Genomic DNA, 21,611 nt, shown 5'->3' on the forward strand with positions numbered 1-21,611 from the left:
GGGTTACAGCTGGGCAAACGCCTTGCGCGCGGCGTCGAGGGTTTTGTTGATATCCTCGTCGCTGTGGGCAATGGACATAAAGCCCGCTTCGAACGCCGACGGGGCCAGGTAGATCCCCTCATCCAGCATCAGGTGGAAGAAGCGCTTGAAGCGTTCCACGTCGCATTTCACCACGTCCTGATAGCAGTTCACGGTCTCGGCATCGGTAAAGAAGATGCCGAACATACCGCCGACGTGATTCACCACCAGCGGGATCCCCGCATCCTGTGCCGCGTCCAGCAGGCCGTTGGCGAGGCGAGTGGTCAGATCCGTCAGGGTTTCATGCACCCCCGGCTGGGACACCTCGGTTAAGCAGGCATAGCCCGCCGCCATCGCAATCGGGTTACCTGAGAGGGTGCCTGCCTGATAAACCGGCCCGGTGGGGGCCAGGGCGTCCATCACGTCGCGACGGCCACCAAATGCACCTACCGGCATCCCGCCGCCGATGATTTTGCCGAGGCAGGTCAGATCCGGCACCACGTTGTAGTGCGCCTGTGCGCCTGCCAGTGCGACGCGGAAGCCGGTCATGACTTCGTCAATGATCAGCAGCGCGCCAAACTCATCGCACAGCGCACGCAGGCCCGGCAGGAACGCCGGCTGCGGCGGGACGCAGTTCATGTTGCCCGCCACCGGCTCGACGATGATGCAGGCGATCTCCTGCGGATACTGCTCAAAGGCTTCGCGCACCGAGGCCAGATCGTTATAGGTGCAGGTCAGGGTGTGCTTAGCGAAATCTGCCGGCACGCCCGGGGAGTTGGGTTGACCGAGGGTGAGCGCGCCAGAGCCCGCTTTCACCAGCAGACAGTCGGCGTGGCCGTGGTAGCACCCCTCGAACTTAATAATCTTGTCGCGGCCGGTAAAGCCACGCGCCAGGCGAATGGCGCTCATGGTCGCCTCGGTACCGGAGTTCACCATCCGCACCATATCCATGGTCGGAACCAGCTCGGTCACCAGCGCCGCCATCTTCACTTCCATCTCGGTGGGCGCGCCAAAGCTCAGGCCGCGCTCCGCCGCTTCGATCACCGCGTTGCGGATCGCCGGGTGGTTATGGCCCAGCACCATCGGACCCCAGGAGCCGACGTAGTCGACATAGGCCTTACCGTCCGCATCATAGAGGTAAGCTCCGTCAGCGCGCTCGATAAACAGCGGCGTGCCGCCAACGCCGCTGAAGGCGCGGACCGGCGAGTTGACGCCGCCGGGGATAAGCTCGCGTGCCGCGCTGTAGAGGTTTTCTGACTTACTCATGGATTCGTTCCTGGTTGGTAGAGAAGGTAAGAAGACTATTCTAAGGTATTCCGCGTTTGTTATAAAAGGATCGCCCAGGTAAACTACCTGCCCTAATTGTATGACTAATTCATTTTCGGCTATGAAAATAAAAACCAATGCGATGCGAACGCGGCGGATCCTCCGTTTGCTGCAGCGAGATAAAACGCCGCTGGCGATTTTACTGATGGCTGCGCTGGTGGGAACCCTCGCGGGCGGGGTCGGCGTCGCCTTTGAGAAGGCGGTGAATGCGGTCAGCCTCTGGCGACTCGGCACGGTGACGCAGTTCGCTGATGACGCCGCCTGGCTGATGTGGCCCCTGGTCTTTGTGCTCTCGGCGCTGCTGGCGATGGTGGGTTACTTTCTGGTACGCCGTTTCGCCCCGGAGGCGGGCGGCTCGGGTATTCCCGAGATCGAGGGCGCGCTGGAGGAGCTGCGTCCGGTACGCTGGTGGCGCGTTCTGCCGGTTAAGTTCATTGGCGGCATGGGCACGTTAGGCGCGGGCATGGTGCTCGGCCGCGAAGGGCCGACGGTTCAGCTCGGGGGCAACGTGGGCCGCATGGTGCTGGATATCTTCCGCATGCGCGGCACCGAGGCGCGGCACACCCTGCTGGCCACCGGTGCGGCGGCGGGGCTGTCGGCGGCCTTTAACGCCCCGCTGGCCGGGATCCTGTTTATCATCGAGGAGATGCGACCGCAGTTTCGCTACAACCTCATCTCGATTAAGGCGGTCTTTACCGGCGTAATTATGTCGAGCGTAGTGTTTCGCTACTTTAACGGCGAGGCGGCGGTGATCGACGTAGGCAAGCTGACCAACGCGCCGATCAACACGCTCTGGCTCTACCTGGTGCTGGGGATGATCTTTGGCTGCATCGGCCCGCTATTTAACACCCTGATCCTGCGTACCCAGGATCTCTTTGGCCGCCTGCACGGCGGACAGATTGGCAAATGGGTGCTGATTGGCGGGGCCATTGGCGGCCTGTGCGGCGTGCTGGGGCTAATCGTGCCTGAGATCTCCGGGGGCGGCTTTACGCTGATCCCTATTGCGGCAGCGGGCAACTACACCGCCGGAATGCTGCTGTTTATCTTTGTGGCGCGGGTGATCACCACGCTGCTCTGCTTCTCGTCCGGCGCGCCGGGAGGCATCTTCGCCCCGATGCTGGCGCTGGGCACGCTGCTGGGTACGGCGTTCGGCATGGCCTGCGCGGAGATTTTTCCACTCTACCATCTTGAGGCGGGCACCTTTGCCATTGCCGGGATGGGGGCGCTGCTGGCCGCCTCGGTGCGCGCGCCGCTGACCGGTATCGTGCTGGTTTTGGAAATGACTGACAATTATCAGCTCATTTTGCCAATGATTATTACCTGCCTCGGTGCCACGCTACTGGCACAGTTTTTAGGCGGTAAGCCGCTCTACTCCACGATCCTTGCCCGCACGCTGGCGAGGCAGGGAGGCGATCCCGACGGCAAGCCTCGCCAGGAGAATACTTGAACGATTTACCAGGGTAATGGATAATATTCACAAAGATCGGGCGGGTTAACGTCCGCATCGCCGTATCAATGGGAGTTTAAAATGAGTGATGACGTAGCGCTGCCTCTGCAATTTACTGAAGCAGCAGCAAGTAAAGTAAAAAGCCTGATCGCGGATGAAGAGAATCCGAACCTGAAACTGCGCGTCTACATTACCGGCGGCGGTTGCAGCGGCTTCCAGTACGGTTTTACCTTTGACGATCAGATCAACGATGGCGACATGACCATTGAGAAGCAGGGCGTTGGGCTGGTTGTCGATCCGATGAGCCTGCAATACCTGGTTGGCGGCGCGGTAGACTACACCGAAGGGCTGGAAGGTTCTCGCTTTGTGGTCACCAACCCGAACGCCAAAAGCACCTGCGGGTGTGGCTCCTCGTTCAGCATCTAAAGCATGTTTTGTAGGCCCGGTAAGCGCAGCGCCACCGGGCAAAACCCCTCTACCGTCCCGGCTCATCCAGCGCAAAGGTAGGCAGCTTCAGGTGCCAGCGTATCGCCGCCAGGCGAATCACCAGCGTGACCACCATCCCTAGCATACTGGCGCTCTCCAGCGGTACGGCAAAGGTATAGAACGCCGTAGCGTGGACGATGCCGCCGATAATGCAGGCGGTGGCGTAGATCTCAGTGCGTAGGATCATTGGTATCTCCCGCGCCAGCACGTCGCGAATGATCCCCCCGCCGACGCCGGTCAGCACCCCCATGCAGATCGCCACCATCGGCCCGGTTTCCGCCAGAAAAGCCTTGTTTACGCCGATACCAACAAACACCGCCAGTCCGACGGCGTCCAGCACCGGTAGGATCCACTTTGGCAGCCTGCGCGGCTGGCGCACCAGCACGATCGTCAGCAGGCAGGTGACCATCGCCACCACCAGGTCGGTGGGATCTTTAACCCAGAATACTGGCCCATGGGCGAGCGCCATATCGCGGATCGTGCCGCCGCCGATGGCAGTCACTACCCCTAACACCAGCACGCCGAAGGGATCCATACGCAGCTTTCCAGCCAGAAGAACGCCGGAGATGGCGAAAACGGCCGTGCCGATGATATCCAGCCAGTAGACGAGCATTGCTTATCCTCGATTATTTCACTGCCGCCAGCGCGGTACAGAGTTGTTTTGCGGCGAGGATAATACGCGGGCTTGCGCGTTCAAACCAGTCGCTATTGAGGACAATAAGTGGAATTTTGAGCTGTTTATCCCAGAATTGCGCCACCTCTGCGGCCTGAGTAGCATTTCCTGCAAAAACAATCGCCTCGGGCTGGCGGGCCAGTACCTGCTCACGGCTCACCTGCGGCCAGGGTACCCGGCTGGCAGCAAAAATATTTTCGCCTCCGCACAGCTCCAGCACCTCGTTCTGAATTGAACCTTTGCCGCTGGTGAAGAGCGGGGTGCTGCCAAACTGCATAAATACTCGTCTGGGCGTGGCGCTGGCGTAGCGCGCCTTTAGCTCGGCGTAGTCGGCCAGCAGCGCGTCGGCGGCGTGGTTAGCTTGCTCAGGGACAGGGCTATAGGGGGCCAGCTGGCGCAGCGCTGCCGCGATCTGCGCCACGGTCTGGGCGTCGATCCACAGCACCTTGATGCCGAGGCCCGCTAGCTGGTTGACCTGCCGCTCGGCGTTGCCGCCGCGCCAGGCCAGCACCAGATCCGGTTTAAGTGCGACGATGCGCTCAAGGTTGATCCCCTGAAAGCTGGCCACCTGCTCGATCTTCTCTGCCGCGGGCGGGTAGTCAGAGAAGCTGCTCACCCCGACCGGCGCGATCCCCGCCGCGAAGGCAAGCTCAGTATTGGCCGGGGAGAGGGTCACTACGCGGGGGGCGGCCAGCGCCGACCCCGCCGCCAGCAGCAGCAGCAGGGCGACCAGCGCCCTAACGCAGCGGTTAGCCACGTGCCAGCTTCTGCACGAGGGTTTCAACCATCAGGCTGGACTGCTTCGCCGCCACCGCCAGGAACTCGTCAAAGCTCAGGTGCGATTCACGATCGGCCACGTCAGAGATGGCGCGAACCACCACGAAGGGCACGCCGAAGCTATGGCAGACGTGAGCGATAGCGGTCGCTTCCATCTCAACGGCCACGGCCTGCGGGAAGTGGCTGCGGATCTTTTCCAGACCAGCAGCACCGTTGATAAAGGCGTCGCCGCTGACGATCAGCCCGCTGGCGGCGTTGAGGTTATGCTCAGCGATGCAGGCTTTTGCGACGGCAATCAGCTTCTCGTCGGCCTTGAAACCCGCCGGGCAGCCTGGCAGCTGGCCGTACTCGTAGCCAAATGCCGTTACGTCGGCATCGTGGTAGCGCGCTTCGTCGGAGACCACGATGTCGCCCACGTTCAGCGTCGGGGCGAGGCCGCCGGCGGAGCCGGTGTTGATAATGGCATCCGGCTGGCAGCGCTCCAGCAGCAGGGCTGCGCCCATTGCCGCTGCCACTTTACCAATGCCCGATTTCAGCAGCGCAACGTCAACGCCGTGCAGCTGGCCGGTGTAAATTTCGCTGCCGCCCACGCTGTGGGTCTGACGGTTTTCGATTTTGTCGCGCAGGAGCGCAACCTCTTCTTCCATTGCACCAATGATGCCGATTTTCATAGATTTACTCGCGATAAGCCAGATTTGAGGGCATAGTCTATCATGCGCTTAAGGGGAAGCGCATTGCTCAGGGGGAGAGGATATGGCACAGATCGATTTCCGCAATAAGATTAACTGGCATCGCCGCTACCGGTCACCCCAGGGCGTGAAAACCGAACGCGAAGTGTTACGCATCTTCGAGAGCGATCGCGGCCGGATCGTCAACTCCGCCGCTATTCGCCGCCTGCAACAGAAGACCCAGGTCTTCCCGCTGGAGCGCAACGCGGCGGTGCGTACCCGTCTGACCCACTCGCTGGAGGTGCAGCAGGTAGGGCGCTATATCGCCAAGGAGATCCTTAGCCGCCTGAAGGAGATGAGGCTGCTGGAACGCTACGGGCTCGACGAGCTGACCGGCCCCTTTGAGAGCATCGTTGAGATGGCCTGCCTGATGCACGACATCGGCAACCCGCCGTTCGGCCACTTTGGCGAGGCGGCGATTAACGACTGGTTTCGCCAGCGCCTGCACCCGCAGGATGCCGCCAGCCAGCCGTTGACCGGCGACCGCTGCGAGGTGGTCTCCCTGCGCCTGCGCGACGGCGAGGAGGCGGCCAACGAGCTGCGGCGCAAGGTACGCCAGGATCTCTGCCACTTCGAGGGCAACGCCCAGGGGATCCGGCTGGTGCACTCCCTGATGCGCATGAATCTTACCTGGGCGCAGGTCGGCTGCATCCTGAAATATACCCGTCCGGCCTGGTGGCGGGGCGAGCCACCCGCCAGCCACAGCTATTTAATGAAAAAACCGGGCTACTACTTCTCTGAAGAGGAGTACGTGGCGCGGCTGCGTAAAGAGCTGGATCTGGATACTTACAGCCGTTTTCCACTGACGTGGGTGATGGAGGCGGCAGACGATATCTCCTACTGCGTCGCCGATCTGGAAGATGCGGTAGAGAAAAACATATTTACCGTGGAGCAGCTCTATCAGCATCTCTATAACGCCTGGGGCCCGCACGAAAAGGGATCGCTATTTTCTCAGGTGGTAGAGAATGCCTGGGATAAATCTCGGGCTAACTCCCTCAGCCGCAGCGCGGAAGATCAGTTCTTTATGTATCTGCGGGTCAACACCTTAAATAAGCTGGTGCCCTACGCCGCCCAGCGCTTTATTGATAATTTACCGCAGATCTTCTCCGGCGAATTTAACCATGCTCTGTTAGAAGACGACAGCGGCTACAGCCAACTGCTTGAATTGTATAAGAGCGTCGCGGTTGAAAATGTCTTCTGTCACCCCGATGTTGAACAGCTGGAGCTGCAAGGCTATCGCGTCATCAGCGGGCTGCTGGATATTTATCGTCCGCTGTTGCAGATGACGCTGGCGGACTTTACCGAGCTGGCGGAAAAAGAGCGGGTGAAGCGTTTCCCCATCGAAACCCGCCTGTTTCATAAGCTCTCAGGACGTCACCGCCTGGCCTATGTAGAAGCCGTAAGTAAACTAGCGCGTGATGAAACAGACTTTCCGGTGCTGGAATATTATTACCGCTGTCGTCTTATTCAGGACTATATCAGCGGCATGACCGATCTCTATGCCTGGGACGAGTACCGACGGCTGATGGCGGTTGAATAATATCTGAGCGATTGTAAAGGCGCTCAATAAATTTTTACTTTTAACAACACGTTATACCGGAACTTCGCGCTATAAATTGACTCTTATCGATACTTACACGCTGTTTTGCGTTATCAGTAAATAGAGATTAAGCGACATGAAAAAAACCACATTAGCAATGAGTGCCCTGGCTCTGAGTTTAGGTTTAGCCCTGTCCCCGCTGTCCGTATCAGCGGCCGAAACCGCCTCAGCGATCCCGCCATCACAGCAGATGCCAAGCCTGGCACCGATGCTGGAAAAGGTGATGCCGTCGGTAGTGAGCATCAACGTTGAAGGCAGCACCACGGTAAATACCCCGCGCATGGGGCGTAACTTCCAGCAGTTCTTTGGCGAAAACTCACCGTTCTGCCAGGAGGGCTCTCCGTTCCAGAGCTCGCCTTTCTGTCAGGGCGGGCAGGGTGGCGCTGACGACGGTGGCCAGCAGCAGAAATTTATGGCGCTGGGCTCCGGCGTCATTATTGATGCGGCGAAAGGCTATGTCGTGACCAACAACCACGTGGTCGATAATGCCAGCACGATTAAGGTCCAGCTGGGCGATGGGCGTAAATTTGACGCCAAAGTGGTGGGTAAAGATCCGCGCTCCGATCTGGCTCTGGTGCAGATTCAGGATCCGAAAAACCTGACCGCCATTAAGCTCGCCGACTCCGATGCCCTGCGCGTGGGTGACTACACGGTGGCCATCGGTAACCCGTTTGGCCTCGGTGAGACGGTCACCTCGGGCATCGTCTCGGCGCTGGGCCGTAGCGGCCTGAATGCCGAGAACTACGAGAACTTTATCCAGACCGATGCGGCGATCAACCGCGGTAACTCCGGCGGCGCGCTGGTGAACCTCAACGGTGAGCTGATCGGTATCAACACCGCGATCCTCGCCCCGGACGGCGGCAACATCGGTATCGGCTTTGCGATCCCGAGCAACATGGTGAAAAACCTCACCGCGCAGATGGTGCAGTATGGCCAGGTGCGCCGTGGCGAGCTGGGTATTCTCGGTACCGAGCTGAACTCTGAGCTGGCGAAGGCCATGAAGGTTGACGCCCAGCGCGGGGCCTTTGTTAGCCAGGTGATGCCGAACTCATCGGCGGCGAAAGCCGGCATCAAAGCAGGGGATGTGATCACCTCCCTGAACGGTAAGCCAATCAGCAGCTTCGCAGCCCTGCGGGCGGAAGTGGGCTCGATGCCGATCGGCAGCAAAGTCTCGCTGGGCCTGCTGCGTGAAGGCAAGCCGGTTACCGTTAGCCTTGAACTGCAGCAGAGCAGCCAGAACCAGGTGGATTCCAGCACCATCTTCAGCGGCATTGAAGGCGCAGAGATGAGCAACGCGGGCCAGAACCAGGGCGTCACCGTCAGCAGCGTGAAGGCGAACAGCCCGGCGGCGCGCATCGGCCTGAAAAAAGGCGATGTGATCATCGGCGCGAACCAGCAGCCGGTGAAGAACATTGCCGAACTGCGTAAGATCCTCGACAGCAAGCCGTCAGTGCTGGCGCTGAATATCCAGCGTGGCGATACCTCTCTCTACCTGCTGATGCAGTAATCGCATGACCCCTTCTCCGTTCGGGGAAGGGGTCTCCTCACAGAATCTGTGAGGCTTTCCACAACTCCACACTTCCGCATCGTGCTTTGTGCTTTTGCACAATGCAGCGCGCTGGCAACTCCCTTATTCTTGTGATCTGCTCAGGGGAGGGATTACATGGCTGGCTGGCATCTTGATACCAAAATGGCGCAGGATATCGTTGCGCGCACCATGCGCATAATCGATACCAACATCAACGTAATGGATGCGCGCGGGCGCATTATTGGCAGCGGCGATCGGGAGCGTATTGGGGAATTGCACGAAGGTGCGCTGCTGGTGCTCTCTCAGGGACGCGTGGTGGATATCGACGACGCGGTGGCTCGTCACCTGCACGGCGTACGCCAGGGGATCAACCTGCCGCTGCGCCTGGAGGGGGAGATTGTCGGGGTCATCGGCCTGACCGGCGAGCCGGAGACGCTGCGTAAGTATGGCGAACTGGTGTGCATGACCGCTGAGATGATGCTGGAGCAGTCCCGCCTGATGCATCTCCTGGCCCAGGATAGCCGCCTGCGCGAGGAGCTGGTGATGAACCTGATCCAGGCCGAGGAGCACACGCCGGCCCTGACCGAATGGGCGCAGCGTCTGGGGATCGATTTGAACCAGCCGCGCGTGGTGGCGGTGGTGGAGGTCGACAGCGGTCAGCTAGGGGTCGACAGCGCCATGGCCGAGCTACAGCAGCTGCAAAATGCGCTTACCACACCGGAGCGTAACAACCTGATTGCCATCGTCTCCCTAACCGAGATGGTGGTGCTGAAACCCGCCCTCAATCCGTTTGGCCGCTGGGATGCCGAAGACCATCGCAAGCGCGTAGAGCAGCTCATCGCCCGCATGAAAGAGAACGGCCAGCTGCGCTTTCGCGTCGCGCTGGGCAACTACTTTACCGGTCCTGGCAGCATTGCCCGCTCTTACCGTACAGCGCGTACCACCATGATGGTGGGCAAGCAGCGTATGCCGGAGAGTCGGAGCTACTTCTATCAGGATCTGATGCTGCCGGTGCTGCTGGATAGCCTGCGCGGCGGCTGGCAGGCCAACGAGCTGGCGCGTCCGCTGACCCGCCTGAAGGCGATGGATAATAACGGCCTGCTCAGGCGAACTCTGGCAGCATGGTTTCGCCACAACGTGCAGCCGCTGGCGACCTCAAAGGCGCTGTTTATTCACCGCAATACGCTTGAGTACCGCCTGAACCGTATCTCGGAGCTGACCGGGCTGGATCTGGGGAATTTTGACGACAGGCTGCTGCTCTATGTCGCGTTGCAATTAGACGAACAAAGATGATTTTTGCCCGGTGGCGCTTTGCTTACCGGGCCTACGGGTAAGTGCCTGTAGCTATTGTAGGCCGGGCAAGCGCAGCGCCGCCCGGCGTATAACCGCTACTTATTACGCGTTAACTTCTCAAGGTCGGATTCGATCTCGTTGATCTTGTTGGTCACTACGCTCTCAAGGTGGCGAAGATCGTCGAGGATCTTCCGTTTCAGGTCGATTTCGCTGCGATCGCGCTGGCAGATCTGATCCAGCTCGTCGATCACATACCGCAGGTTCGGGCTGATCTCCTGAACCTCTTTGTAGCCCTGGCCAACGCCGTCGGCGACCACGGTTTTACGCTGGCGTGGATACTTAAACTTCACGCTTTTAGCAAAAAACTCGCCCCTGTCCTTATGAAAATAGATTTTCAGAATATCGTTATTGGCCTCCTGGCGAAGGCTATAGCGATCGATTTCATCCGGATTGGTAATGCCTAAACTTTTCAGATTATCGTACATAGCGGTACCCTTAAGCTCAACATAACCTATGAATAATTAACGAAAAATTCTATTTTGGCCACCAGCAAATGTAAAAAAAGCGGGGTAGCCCCCGCTTTTTTATCGCGCATTAGTCGATGGTACGCAACAGTTCGTTAATACCAACTTTGCCGCGCGTCTTCGCATCGACCTTTTTCACGATAACCGCGCAGTAGAGGCTGTATTTGCCATCTTTTGATGGCAGGTTGCCGGAGACCACCACCGAGCCCGCCGGAACGCGACCGTAGTGCACTTCACCGGTTTCACGATCGTAAATACGGGTGCTCTGGCCGATGTAAACGCCCATGGAGATCACTGAACCCTCTTCAACGATCACGCCCTCAACGACTTCTGAGCGCGCACCGATGAAGCAGTTGTCTTCGATGATGGTTGGATTTGCCTGCAGCGGCTCAAGAACGCCGCCAATGCCCACGCCGCCGGAGAGGTGAACGTTTTTACCGATCTGCGCACAGGAGCCAACGGTAGCCCAGGTATCGACCATAGTGCCTTCGTCAACGTAAGCACCGATGTTAACGTAGGAGGGCATCAGCACGGTATTGCGGGCAATAAACGCGCCCTGGCGCACGGCTGCCGGAGGCACTACGCGGAAGCCCTCTTTCTGGAAGCGCGCTTCGTCGTAGTTGGCGAACTTCATCGGCACCTTATCGAAGTAGCGGCTTTCGGCTCCGTCGATAACCTGATTATCGTTGATACGGAAAGAGAGCAGCACCGCTTTCTTCAGCCATTGATGCGTTACCCACTGGCCGTCGATCTTCTCGGCGACGCGCAGCGCGCCGGAGTCCAGCAGGGAAATCACCTGGTTTACCGCTTCACGGGTCACGGTATCCACATTCGCCGGGGTGATCTCGGCGCGACGCTCAAAAGCGGACTCAATAACGTTCTGTAACTGCTGCATTGTTAAACTCTTTCCATATAAATAAACACACTACCCTTTATCGTTTGGATTGAGGGCCTCTGTCAACCGTTGTTGTACTTCCTTCTGCAACACATTATTAAGACCACGCCGGTCGGCGGTAGCGATTATAAATAAATCTTCTACTCGCTCGCCGATTGTCGAAATTCTCGCCCCGTGAAGCGAGATCCCGAGGTCGGCAAACACCTGACCGACGCGGGCGAGCAGGCCCGGCTGGTCGAGGGCGATAAGCTCAAGGAAGCTCTTTCTGTCGGTGTGGGTCGGCAGGAAGTTAACCTCGGTATCGACGGTAAAGTGGCGCAGCCTCGGCGGCTGGCGGCGCGGCTGCGGCGGCTGCCAGCTGCGCTGGGTAATGGCCTGGATCAGCCCCTGCTGGATCGCCTGGTGGCGATCCGGGGAGAGCGGGCTGCCGTCCGGCTCCAGCACAATAAAGGTATCCATCGCCATGCCATCGCGGGTGGTAAAGATCTGCGCGTCGTGAACGCTCAGGTTACGGCGGTCCAGCTCGGCGCAGACGGCGGCAAAGAGGTAGGGCCGATCCGGGCTCCAGATAAAGATCTCGGTGCCGCCGCGCGTCGCCTGCGGACTAAGCAGGATCATCGGCTGGGTGAGATCGTGTCGCAGCAGGTGCCGGGCGTGCCAGGCCAGCTGGTTTGGGCTGTGACGGACAAAGTAGTTCGCCCGGCAGCGCGCCCAGATGTGGTGCAGCGCCTCTTCGTTGATGTTGTCCATCCGCAGCAGGGCCAGCGCCTGCAGCTGATGATGGCGCACGCGCTCGCGCATATCCGGCGTGCTCTGCACGCCACGACGCAGCTGCTTCTCAGTGGCAAAGTAGAGCTCGCGCAGCAGGCTCTGCTTCCAGCTGTTCCACAGGGTTTCGTTGGTGGCACAGATATCCGCCACCGTCAGGCAGACCAGGAAGCGCAGGCGGTTTTCCGTCTGCACCTCTTCGGCAAACTGCTTGATCACCTCGGGATCCTGAATATCGCGGCGCTGGGCGGTGACGGACATCAGCAGATGCTGACGCACCAGCCAGGCCACCAGCTGCGTCTCCCGCGAGTTGAGACCGTGCAGCTCGGCAAACTTCAGCACATCCTCCGCGCCAAGCACCGAGTGATCGCCCCCGCGCCCTTTGGCGATATCGTGGAACAGGGCGGCAATTAAGATCAGTTCCGGATGGGTGAGGCGCGGCCAGAGATCGACGCAGAGCGGATGCTTCTGCCGCGTCTCCTCCTGCGCAAAGCTCTCCAGCTTCAGCAGTACGCGAATGGTGTGCTCATCCACCGTGTAGGCGTGGAAGAGGTCGAACTGCATCTGGCCAACGATATGCGACCACTGGGGCATGTAGGCCCACAGCACGCTGTGCCGATGCATCGGCAGCAGGCCACGGCTCACCGCGCCGGGGTGGCGCAGCATGCTGAGGAACAGGGTCCGCGCCTCTGGAATATAGCACAGCGGCTGGGTCAGATGACGGCGGGCGTGGCGCAGGTGGCGCAGGGTAGTGGAGTAGATCCCGGTGATGCTGCTGTTGCGCACCATCATGTAGAACATGCGCAGGATCGCCTGCGGCTCGCGGATGAACAGCGTCTCGTCGCGCAGGTCGATCAGCGTGCCGCGCAGCTGGAAATCATCGTCAATGGGACGGGGCTTCTCGTCGGTGGTGAGGGCCAAAATTGCCTCATCAAAGAGCTGGAGCAGCATCTGGTTCAGCTCGGATACCCGACGGGTGACGCGATAGAAGTCCTTCATCATCTGCTCTACCGGCTCGTTGCCCTCGCCGAGGTAGTTGAGCCGCTGGGCCACGCTGAGCTGGCGGTCGAACAGCAGACGGTTGTCGTAGCGGTTGATCTCCAGATGGAGGGCAAAGCGGATGCGCCACAGCAGATGCTGACACTCATTAAGCTCGTTACGCTCGGCCTGGGTTAAGAAGCCGAAGCCCACCATTTCGCTCAGGGAGGTGGCCCCGAAGTGGCGGCGCGCTACCCACTGGAGGGTATGGATATCCCGCAGGCCGCCGGGGCTGCTCTTGATATCCGGCTCCAGGTTATAGCTGGTGCCATGGTAGCGCTGGTGGCGCTCGGTCTGCTCGTTGACCTTGGCGGCAAAAAAGGTCTCTGAAGGCCAGAAGCCATCGCTAAAGATGTGCTTCTGTAGCTCAAGGAAGAGGGCGACGTCGCCAATCAGCAGGCGGGACTCAATCAGGTTGGTGGCCACGGTGAGATCGGCCAGCCCCTCCAGCAGGCACTCTTCCAGGGTACGCACGCTGTGGCCCACCTCCAGCTTTATGTCCCACAGCAGGGTCAATAGCTCGCCGATCTTCTGCGCCTGCTCGTCCGGCAGCTTTTTACGGCTGAGGATCAGCAGGTCGATATCCGAGAGGGGATGCAGCTCGCCGCGGCCGTAGCCGCCCACCGCCACCAGCGCCGCATCGCCGTATTCTGCAAAGCCATACTCCACCCACAGGCGCTGCAGGAGCTGATCGATAAATTCGGTTCGGGCTTCAATGAGCTGCTCGGCAGAGAGGCCCTGGTCAAAGACGTGGCCCAGCCACTGCTGGAAGGTATCGATATGCGCTTTGATATCCACGCAGTTCAGGCTGCTCTGTGGCCAGGAGGAGGGGTTAGCAGGCTGGCCGGGGAGGGAGGGCGCCGTGTGGCTTAACTGTTCTGAAAGAGTGTGGCTCATATCGCGTTGCGCTGCCCCCAATATAAGTAAAAGCTATCGCCATAAAAAAAGCCGGCAATCGCCGGCTTCTTATCATTCGTTGTGCGAGAGTATCGCCGGGATGGTGTCATCCTTGCGGAGCGTCATGATTTCGCAGCCGGTCTCTGTCACCACAATAGTATGCTCGTACTGCGCCGACAAGCTCCGGTCTTTGGTTTTTACCGTCCAGCCATCTTTCATGGTGCGGATACGGTAGTCGCCTGCGTTGACCATCGGCTCGATGGTGAAGGCCATACCGGCCTGCAGCACCACGCCGCCGTCGTCAGCATCATAGTGCAGCACCTGCGGCTCTTCGTGGAAGCCGCGGCCAATGCCGTGCCCGCAGTACTCGCGCACCACAGAGAAGCCTTCCGCTTCGACAAACTTCTGGATCGCCGCGCCGAGAGTGCGCAGGCGGATGCCCGGCTTCACCATCTTCAGCGCCAGGTAGAGGCTCTCCTGGGTCACACGGCACAGGCGCTCACCCAGAATGGTCGGCTTGCCAACGATAAACATTTTCGAGGTGTCGCCGTGGAAACCGTCTTTGATCACGGTAACGTCGATGTTAACGATGTCGCCGTCTTTCAGGCGTTTCTCGTCGTCCGGAATACCGTGACACACCACTTCGTTGATCGAGATGCAGACGGATTTCGGGAAGCCGTGGTAGCCGAGGCTGGCGGAAACCGCGTGCTGCTCGTTAACGATATGATCGTTACAGATACGATCCAGCTCGCCGGTGCTTACGCCCGGTTTAATGTGCGCTTCGATCATCTCCAGCACTTCCGCAGCGAGGCGGCCTGCCACGCGCATTTTTTCGATATCTTCCGGGGTCTTAATTGGGATAGCCATGAATTCTGTCCATTAGCGTCGATGTCATTGACAATAAAAGTCATCGACAATAATTGTGTAAGTGTTGTCAATGTTACCAGTCCGAGACATAACCTGCCAAATTGAGAATTTCTGGCAGCACGCTACGCCAACAACTGTTGGAGTCTGCGGCGATTTTATGGTATAAAGCGCGCCGGACTTCCGTTCCTTCTTGTGGAGCGTGAGCCACAAATCTCACTTTGTGTAATAACACACACGTATCGACACATATTCCGGGGTGCCCTTTGGGGTCGGTGATATGGGATACGTGGAGGCATAACCCCAACTTTTATATAGAGGTTTTAATCATGGCAACTGTTTCCATGCGCGACATGCTCAAGGCTGGTGTTCACTTCGGTCACCAGACCCGTTACTGGAACCCGAAAATGAAGCCTTTCATCTTCGGCGCACGTAACAAAGTTCACATCATCAACCTTGAGAAAACTGTACCAATGTTCAACGAAGCCCTGGCTGAGCTGAACAAGATCTCTTCCCGTAAAGGTAAGATCCTGTTTGTTGGTACTAAGCGCGCTGCGAGCGAAGCGGTGAAAGAAGCGGCTAACAGCTGCGATCAGTTCTTCGTGAACCATCGCTGGCTGGGCGGTATGCTGACTAACTGGAAAACCGTTCGTCAGTCTATCAAACGTCTGAAAGACCTGGAAATTCAGTCTCAGGACGGTACCTTCGACAAGCTGACCAAGAAAGAAGCGCTGATGCGTACCCGTGAGCTGGACAAGCTGGAAAACAGCCTGGGCGGTATCAAAGACATGGGCGGCCTGCCGGATGCACTGTTTGTTATCGACGCTGACCACGAGCACATCGCGATCAAAGAAGCAAACAACCTGGGTATCCCGGTATTTGCTATCGTTGATACCAACTCCGATCCGGATGGCGTTGACTTCGTTATCCCGGGTAACGACGACGCAATCCGTGCAGTTAGCCTGTACCTGAGCGCTGTTGCTACTACCGTTCGTGAAGGCCGTTCTCAGGATCTGGCTTCCCAGGCGGAAGAGAGCTTCGTAGAAGCTGAATAATAAGGCACGCTCTCTGAGCCCCTTATTGAGCAGGTAGTACCGAGTTTGGTTAGGGGGCCTGTTTATGGCCCCCTTTTTCACTTTTAAGGCTGTTTGGTTTTACGACCAGGCAGGTCAAATCTTCCGAGGATTTTAGAATGGCTGAAATTACCGCATCCCTGGTAAAAGAGCTGCGCGAGCGTACTGGCGCTGGCATGATGGATTGCAAAAAAGCGCTGACCGAAGCGAACGGCGACATTGAGCTGGCAATCGAAAACATGCGTAAGTCTGGTGCGATCAAAGCAGCGAAAAAAGCAGGTAACGTTGCTGCTGACGGCGTGATCATCACCAAAATCAACGGCAACTACGGCGTGATTCTGGAAGTTAACTGCCAGACCGACTTCGTTGCAAAAGACGCTGGTTTCCAGGCGTTCGCTAACAAGGTTCTGGATGCAGCTGTTGCTGATAAAGTTACCGACGTTGAAGTGCTGAAAGCACAGTTCGAAGAAGAGCGCGTAGCGCTGGTTGCTAAAATCGGTGAGAACATCAACGTTCGCCGTGTAGCAATCCTCGAAGGCGACGTGCTGGGCTCTTACCTGCACGGCGCGCGCATCGGCGTTCTGATCGCTGCTACCGGCGCTGACGAAGAGCTGGTGAAACAGCTGGCAATGCACGTTGCTGCAAGCAAGCCTGAGTTCGTTAAGCCGGAAGACGTGTCTGCTGAAGTGGTAGAGAAAGAGTACCAGGTTCAGCTGGACATCGCCATGCAGTCCGGTAAGCCGAAAGAGATCGCAGAGAAGATGGTTGAAGGCCGCATGAAGAAATTCACCGGCGAAGTCTCTCTGACCGGTCAGCCGTTCGTAATGGACCCGAGCAAAACCGTTGGTCAGCTGCTGAAAGAGCACAACGCTGACGTGACCAACTTCGTTCGTTTCGAAGTGGGTGAAGGCATCGAGAAAGTTGAGACTGACTTCGCAGCAGAAGTTGCTGCCATGTCCAAGCAGTCTTAAGTGGTCTGAAAGAAGCCGCCTGAGGGCGGCTTCTTTTTGTATCCAGCGAAAGCTGTATACTACAAAAGTTGTATCCGGAATTAACCCCCTCTCAATCGTTGAACGTCTCAGGAAAGAATCATGGCTACCAATGCAAAACCCGTCTATAAACGCATCCTGCTTAAGCTCAGCGGCGAAGCGTTACAGGGCACCGAAGGCTTCGGTATCGACGCAAGCATCCTTGACCGCATGGCTCAGGAGATCAAAGAGCTGGTGGAGTTGGGCATCCAGGTAGGCGTCGTCATTGGTGGTGGTAACCTTTTCCGTGGCGCAGGTCTGGCGAAAGCGGGGATGAACCGCGTAGTGGGCGACCACATGGGTATGTTGGCAACGGTCATGAACGGCCTGGCAATGCGTGATGCGCTCCACCGCGCCTATGTGAACGCCCGCCTGATGTCCGCTATTCCGCTGAATGGCGTGTGTGATAACTACAGCTGGGCTGAAGCCATCAGCCTGCTGCGTAACAACCGGGTGGTGATCCTCTCTGCCGGTACCGGTAACCCGTTCTTTACCACCGACTCCGCAGCCTGCCTGCGCGGGATCGAGATCGAAGCGGACGTGGTGCTGAAGGCGACCAAAGTCGACGGCGTGTTCACTGCCGATCCGGCAAAAGATCCGGCGGCTACCATGTACGATCAGCTGAGCTACAGCGAAGTCCTGGATAAAGAGCTGAAGGTGATGGATCTGGCGGCCTTTACCCTGGCCCGTGACCACAAGCTGCCGATTCGTGTTTTCAACATGAACAAGCCAGGCGCGCTGCGCCGCGTGGTAATGGGCGAAAAAGAGGGCACTTTGATCACGGAGTAATTTCCGTCAGCAACAAATAGAGGTAAGATTCCGCCTTAACTGTAAAGCGGTTCTTATCAGACACTTTTTACCGTGTCATAGATTAAACGGGGCTATACTTAGCACTCCTTTACGGCGTGCTGGCGTATGGTCTGCCTGAGACAAGTTTTCAAGGATTCGTAACGTGATTAACGATATCAGAAAAGATGCCGAAGTCCGCATGGATAAATGCGTTGAAGCATTCAAAACCCAAATCAGCAAAGTGCGCACCGGTCGTGCTTCCCCAAGCCTGCTCGACGGCATTATGGTGCCGTACTACGGTACGCCGACGCCGCTGCGCCAGCTGGCTAACATCACCGTTGAAGACTCCCGCACGCTGAAAATCAACGTGTTCGATCGCTCGCTGAGCCCGGCGGTTGAGAAGGCTATCATGGCGTCAGACCTCGGTCTGAACCCAAGCTCTGCTGGCACCGACATCCGTGTTCCGCTGCCGCCGCTGACCGAAGAGCGTCGTAAAGACCTGATTAAAGTGGTGCGTGGCGAAGCCGAAGGCGCGCGCGTAGCGGTACGTAACGTACGCCGTGATGCCAACGACAAAGTGAAAGCGCTGCTGAAAGATAAAGCGATCAGCGAAGATGAAGATCGTCGCTCACAGGACGACGTGCAGAAGCTGACCGACGTAGCCATCAAGAAGGTGGATGCGGCGCTGGCGGAAAAAGAAGCGGAACTGATGCAGTTCTGATCCCGCGCACGTGATTAAACAAAACGCCGTTCAGAGAAGCCCCCTCGGGTTTTTGCTGGCGGCGTTTTGCTATGTTGCTCTTCTTAAGCCACCTTTGGACACCTCTCTCTCATGAAGCAGCTCACCCTCCTTGGCTCAACCGGCTCTATCGGTTGCAGTACCCTTGATGTGGTTCGCCACAATCCCGACAGCTTTGCCGTCACGGCGCTGGTTGCTGGCAAAAACGTGGCCCGTATGGCAGAGCAGTGCCTGGAGTTCACGCCGCGCTACGCGGTGATGGACGATGCCGCCAGCGCTCGCGAACTCAAAGAGACGCTGGCACAGCACGGTAGCCGTACCGAGGTGCTGAGCGGCCAGCAGGCCGCCTGCGACATGGCCGCGCTGGAGGAGGTCGATCAGGTGATGGCCGCTATCGTCGGGGCGGCGGGCCTGCTGCCGACCCTGGCGGCGATCCGCGCCGGGAAGCGGGTGCTGCTGGCTAACAAGGAGTCGCTGGTCACCTGTGGCCGCCTGTTTATGGAGGCGGTGAAAGAGAGTGGGGCGCAGCTTCTGCCGGTGGATAGCGAGCACAACGCCATTTTTCAGAGTTTACCGCAACCCTTCCAGCGCAACCTGGGGTACGCTGACCTCGAGCAAAATGGCGTCGCATCCATTCTGCTTACCGGGTCTGGTGGCCCCTTTCGTGAGACGCCGCTGTCTGAACTGGCTGCAATGACGCCGGATCAGGCCTGCCGCCATCCGAACTGGTCAATGGGACGTAAAATCTCCGTTGATTCCGCCACCATGATGAACAAAGGTCTGGAATATATTGAAGCGCGCTGGCTGTTTAACGCTTCTGCCCGCCAGATGGAAGTGCTGATCCACCCTCAGTCGGTGATCCACTCCATGGTACGTTACCTGGATGGCAGCGTGTTAGCGCAGCTGGGTGAGCCGGATATGCGTACGCCTATCGCCCATACGATGGCCTGGCCGGATCGCGTCAGCTCCGGAGTGAAGGCCCTCGATTTTTGCTCGCTCAGCACGTTGAGCTTTGCAGCCCCGGACTATGACCGCTATCCCTGCCTGAAGCTGGCAATGGAGGCGTTTGAACAGGGCCAGGCTGCGACAACGGCGCTGAATGCAGCAAATGAGGTGACGGTTGCCGCATTCCTGGACTCGCGCATTCGCTTTACCGATATCGCTGCCCTTAATCTATCCGTACTAGAACGTATGGATCTGCGCGAACCGCAGAGCATCGAGGATGTTCTGGCTGTGGACGCGCTGGCCCGCGAGACGGCGCAAAAACAGGTGAGCCATCTCGCAAGCCGGTGATATTACTGCCATGAATGGCCGTGATATTTGTTAGCGTTCGGCTTCAGTGATATAGTCTGCGCCACCCGATCGCTGGTCTCAGGGCCGGAGCGGTCAGGTAAGCCGTGGTTTGACACGGCTTTTTTTACGTAAAGGCTTCAGTATTTCTGAGTACCGCTAAATCCTTTTCAGGGACTTAAAACGCGTTATGTTGTCAATGAACCTTCCTTTAAGCGAGAATTTGCCAGCACATGGCTGCCGCCATGTGGCGATAATTATGGATGGCAATGGTCGCTGGGCAAAAAGACAAGGGAAGATACGAGCCTTTGGACATAAAGCCGGAGCGAAGTCCGTCCGCCGCGCAGTCTCCTACGCTGCGAACCACGGCATCGACGCGCTAACGCTGTATGCTTTTAGCAGTGAGAACTGGAACCGTCCGGCGCAGGAGGTCAGCGCGCTGATGGAGCTGTTTGTGTGGGCGCTGGATAGCGAAGTAAAAAGCCTGCACCGTCACAATGTACGCCTGCGCGTCATCGGTGACACCAGCCGTTTTAACTCACGTCTGCAAGAGCGTATTCGCAAAGCGGAGGCGTTAACCGCGCAAAATAGCGGGCTGACGCTGAATATCGCCGCGAATTATGGCGGGCGTTGGGATATTATTCAGGGAGTACAGCAGTTAGCGGTACAGGTACAAGAAGGGCTGTTACGCCCGGACCAAATTGATGAAGAGGCGCTGAGTAAGCAAATCTGCATGCATGAACTGGCTCCAGTGGATTTAGTGATAAGGACAGGGGGGGAGCACCGCATCAGTAACTTTTTGCTGTGGCAGATTGCCTATGCTGAACTTTACTTCACGGATGTTCTTTGGCCTGATTTCGATGAACAAGACTTTGAAGGTGCGCTGCATGCCTTTGCCAATCGAGAGCGTCGTTTCGGCGGCACCGAGCCTGGTGGCGACAAAGCCTGATGGGGGTAGCTTTTGCTGAAGTATCGCCTGATTTCTGCTTTTGTATTAATACCCGTCGTCATTGCGGCGCTATTTTTACTCCCCCCGGTGGGGTTTGCTCTGGTCACGCTCGCGGTCTGTATGCTGGCCGCATGGGAGTGGGGCCAGCTTAGCGGCTTTACTTCACGCACGCAGCGGGTATGGCTGGCCGTGCTCTGCGGCCTGCTGCTGGCGGTGATGCTGTTTACGATCCCGGAGTATCACCATAACGTGCATCAGCCGCTGGTTGAGGGCTCGCTATGGGCTTCGCTGGGCTGGTGGATCGCTGCGCTGCTGCTGGTGCTGTTCTATCCTGCCTCGGCGGCGCTGTGGCGTCACTCTAAGGCGCTGCGCCTGCTGTTTGGCATCCTGACCATTGTGCCCTTTTTCTGGGGCATGCTGGCTCTGCGCGCCTGGCACTATGATGACAACCACTACAGCGGTGCGCTGTGGCTGCTCTACGTCATGATCCTTGTCTGGGGTGCGGATTCCGGCGCGTATATGTTCGGCAAGCTGTTCGGCAAGCATAAGCTGGCGCCGAAGGTGTCGCCGGGGAAAACCTGGCAGGGCTTTATCGGCGGTCTGTTTACGGCGGCGGTGATCTCATGGGGTTACGGCATGTGGGCAAACCTTGAGGTGACGCTCTCTACGCTGCTGATCTGCTCGGTTGTCGCGGCGCTGGCCTCGGTGCTGGGCGACCTCACCGAAAGCATGTTTAAGCGTGAAGCCGGAATTAAGGACAGCGGACACCTGATTCCAGGACATGGCGGCATTCTCGATCGCATCGACAGCCTGACGGCGGCGGTACCGGTGTTTGCCTGCCTGCTGCTGCTGGTCTTTGGGACGATTTAACGGATGATTTT

20 protein-coding genes are annotated in these 21,611 nt (G+C 58.1%); 12 read left to right on the forward strand and 8 right to left on the reverse strand.

Annotation, left to right across the window (positions count from 1 at the left end; translation table 11 throughout):
- Window positions 1–3: 3 nt before the first annotated feature.
- On the reverse strand, window positions 4–1,284 hold the full coding sequence (gene hemL, locus NR795_RS19215) for a glutamate-1-semialdehyde 2,1-aminomutase (protein WP_257759066.1): 1,281 nt from the start codon (window positions 1,282–1,284) through the stop codon (window positions 4–6).
- A gap of 100 nt (window positions 1,285–1,384) precedes the next feature.
- Between hemL and clcA the strand changes: the two genes are divergently transcribed.
- Window positions 1,385–2,791 carry a H(+)/Cl(-) exchange transporter ClcA gene (clcA, locus tag NR795_RS19220; protein ID WP_257759067.1) on the forward strand — a complete coding sequence of 469 codons (1,407 nt, stop codon included), beginning with the start codon at window positions 1,385–1,387 and terminating at the stop codon, window positions 2,789–2,791.
- Between the two features lie 81 nt (window positions 2,792–2,872).
- Window positions 2,873–3,217 carry an iron-sulfur cluster insertion protein ErpA gene (gene erpA / locus NR795_RS19225; RefSeq protein WP_144817694.1) on the forward strand — a complete coding sequence of 115 codons (345 nt, stop codon included), beginning with the start codon at window positions 2,873–2,875 and terminating at the stop codon, window positions 3,215–3,217.
- Window positions 3,218–3,266: 49 nt separating this feature from the next.
- Here erpA and NR795_RS19230 read toward each other — a convergent pair whose 3' ends face one another.
- The 3 genes from NR795_RS19230 to mtnN are packed head-to-tail and all read right to left on the reverse strand — an operon-like array spanning window position 3,267 to window position 5,398.
- A complete protein-coding gene (locus NR795_RS19230; RefSeq protein ID WP_144817695.1) occupies window positions 3,267–3,890 on the reverse strand; it encodes a TRIC cation channel family protein in 624 nt (207 codons plus the stop codon).
- 13 nt (window positions 3,891–3,903) lie between these two features.
- The gene (btuF, locus tag NR795_RS19235; RefSeq protein WP_257759068.1) at window positions 3,904–4,707 is read right to left on the reverse strand and encodes a vitamin B12 ABC transporter substrate-binding protein BtuF; all 804 of its coding nucleotides are present in this window, start codon (window positions 4,705–4,707) and stop codon (window positions 3,904–3,906) included.
- Window positions 4,700–5,398: a 5'-methylthioadenosine/S-adenosylhomocysteine nucleosidase gene (mtnN, locus tag NR795_RS19240; RefSeq protein ID WP_144817697.1), complete on the reverse strand. Its 699-nt coding sequence runs from the start codon at window positions 5,396–5,398 to the stop codon at window positions 4,700–4,702. Before mtnN ends, btuF begins: the two co-directional genes overlap by 8 nt.
- Window positions 5,399–5,480: 82 nt before the next feature.
- Between mtnN and dgt the strand changes: the two genes are divergently transcribed.
- The 3 genes from dgt to cdaR all read left to right on the forward strand — a co-directional run bounded on the left by dgt (window position 5,481) and on the right by cdaR (window position 9,876).
- Window positions 5,481–6,995 (forward strand): dGTPase, encoded by a 1,515-nt coding sequence (gene dgt, locus NR795_RS19245; protein ID WP_257759070.1) that lies wholly within the window; start codon window positions 5,481–5,483, stop codon window positions 6,993–6,995.
- A gap of 136 nt (window positions 6,996–7,131) precedes the next feature.
- Window positions 7,132–8,562, forward strand: a complete 1,431-nt coding sequence (gene degP, locus NR795_RS19250; protein WP_144817699.1) for a serine endoprotease DegP — start codon at window positions 7,132–7,134, stop codon at window positions 8,560–8,562.
- A gap of 156 nt (window positions 8,563–8,718) precedes the next feature.
- Complete coding sequence (cdaR, locus tag NR795_RS19255; protein WP_042390603.1) at window positions 8,719–9,876, forward strand: DNA-binding transcriptional regulator CdaR; 1,158 nt, start codon at window positions 8,719–8,721, stop codon at window positions 9,874–9,876.
- Window positions 9,877–9,971: 95 nt separating this feature from the next.
- On the opposite strand, the gene NR795_RS19260 is transcribed toward cdaR, so the two are convergent.
- From NR795_RS19260 to map, 4 genes are all read right to left on the reverse strand, one after another.
- Window positions 9,972–10,361 (reverse strand): DUF3461 family protein, encoded by a 390-nt coding sequence (locus tag NR795_RS19260; protein ID WP_042390605.1) that lies wholly within the window; start codon window positions 10,359–10,361, stop codon window positions 9,972–9,974.
- Between the two features lie 109 nt (window positions 10,362–10,470).
- Complete coding sequence (gene dapD / locus NR795_RS19265; protein WP_042390607.1) at window positions 10,471–11,295, reverse strand: 2,3,4,5-tetrahydropyridine-2,6-dicarboxylate N-succinyltransferase; 825 nt, start codon at window positions 11,293–11,295, stop codon at window positions 10,471–10,473.
- Between the two features lie 30 nt (window positions 11,296–11,325).
- On the reverse strand, window positions 11,326–13,998 hold the full coding sequence (glnD, locus tag NR795_RS19270; RefSeq protein ID WP_257759072.1) for a bifunctional uridylyltransferase/uridylyl-removing protein GlnD: 2,673 nt from the start codon (window positions 13,996–13,998) through the stop codon (window positions 11,326–11,328).
- Between the two features lie 72 nt (window positions 13,999–14,070).
- On the reverse strand, window positions 14,071–14,865 hold the full coding sequence (gene map, locus NR795_RS19275) for a type I methionyl aminopeptidase (protein ID WP_144819381.1): 795 nt from the start codon (window positions 14,863–14,865) through the stop codon (window positions 14,071–14,073).
- Between the two features lie 326 nt (window positions 14,866–15,191).
- On the opposite strand from map, the gene rpsB reads away from it, so the two are divergent.
- The 7 genes from rpsB (at window position 15,192) to cdsA (ending at window position 21,600) form a co-directional block, all read left to right on the forward strand.
- Window positions 15,192–15,917, forward strand: coding sequence for a 30S ribosomal protein S2 (rpsB, locus tag NR795_RS19280; protein WP_144819380.1), 726 nt, complete (start codon window positions 15,192–15,194; stop codon window positions 15,915–15,917).
- A gap of 137 nt (window positions 15,918–16,054) precedes the next feature.
- Window positions 16,055–16,906 (forward strand): translation elongation factor Ts, encoded by an 852-nt coding sequence (gene tsf, locus NR795_RS19285; RefSeq protein WP_144819379.1) that lies wholly within the window; start codon window positions 16,055–16,057, stop codon window positions 16,904–16,906.
- 120 nt (window positions 16,907–17,026) lie between these two features.
- Window positions 17,027–17,752: a UMP kinase gene (gene pyrH / locus NR795_RS19290; RefSeq protein WP_042390616.1), complete on the forward strand. Its 726-nt coding sequence runs from the start codon at window positions 17,027–17,029 to the stop codon at window positions 17,750–17,752.
- Between the two features lie 163 nt (window positions 17,753–17,915).
- Window positions 17,916–18,473 (forward strand): ribosome recycling factor, encoded by a 558-nt coding sequence (frr, locus tag NR795_RS19295; protein WP_042390618.1) that lies wholly within the window; start codon window positions 17,916–17,918, stop codon window positions 18,471–18,473.
- Window positions 18,474–18,584: 111 nt separating this feature from the next.
- Window positions 18,585–19,784: a 1-deoxy-D-xylulose-5-phosphate reductoisomerase gene (ispC, locus tag NR795_RS19300; RefSeq protein ID WP_257759073.1), complete on the forward strand. Its 1,200-nt coding sequence runs from the start codon at window positions 18,585–18,587 to the stop codon at window positions 19,782–19,784.
- Between the two features lie 187 nt (window positions 19,785–19,971).
- Window positions 19,972–20,730 (forward strand): (2E,6E)-farnesyl-diphosphate-specific ditrans,polycis-undecaprenyl-diphosphate synthase, encoded by a 759-nt coding sequence (ispU, locus tag NR795_RS19305; RefSeq protein ID WP_042390622.1) that lies wholly within the window; start codon window positions 19,972–19,974, stop codon window positions 20,728–20,730.
- Window positions 20,731–20,742: 12 nt separating this feature from the next.
- Window positions 20,743–21,600, forward strand: a complete 858-nt coding sequence (gene cdsA / locus NR795_RS19310; RefSeq protein WP_042390624.1) for a phosphatidate cytidylyltransferase — start codon at window positions 20,743–20,745, stop codon at window positions 21,598–21,600.
- Window positions 21,601–21,611: the final 11 nt, after the last annotated feature.

The sequence above is a fragment of the Pseudescherichia sp. L3 genome, assembly GCF_024656065.1.
Classification (GTDB): domain Bacteria; phylum Pseudomonadota; class Gammaproteobacteria; order Enterobacterales; family Enterobacteriaceae; genus Pseudescherichia.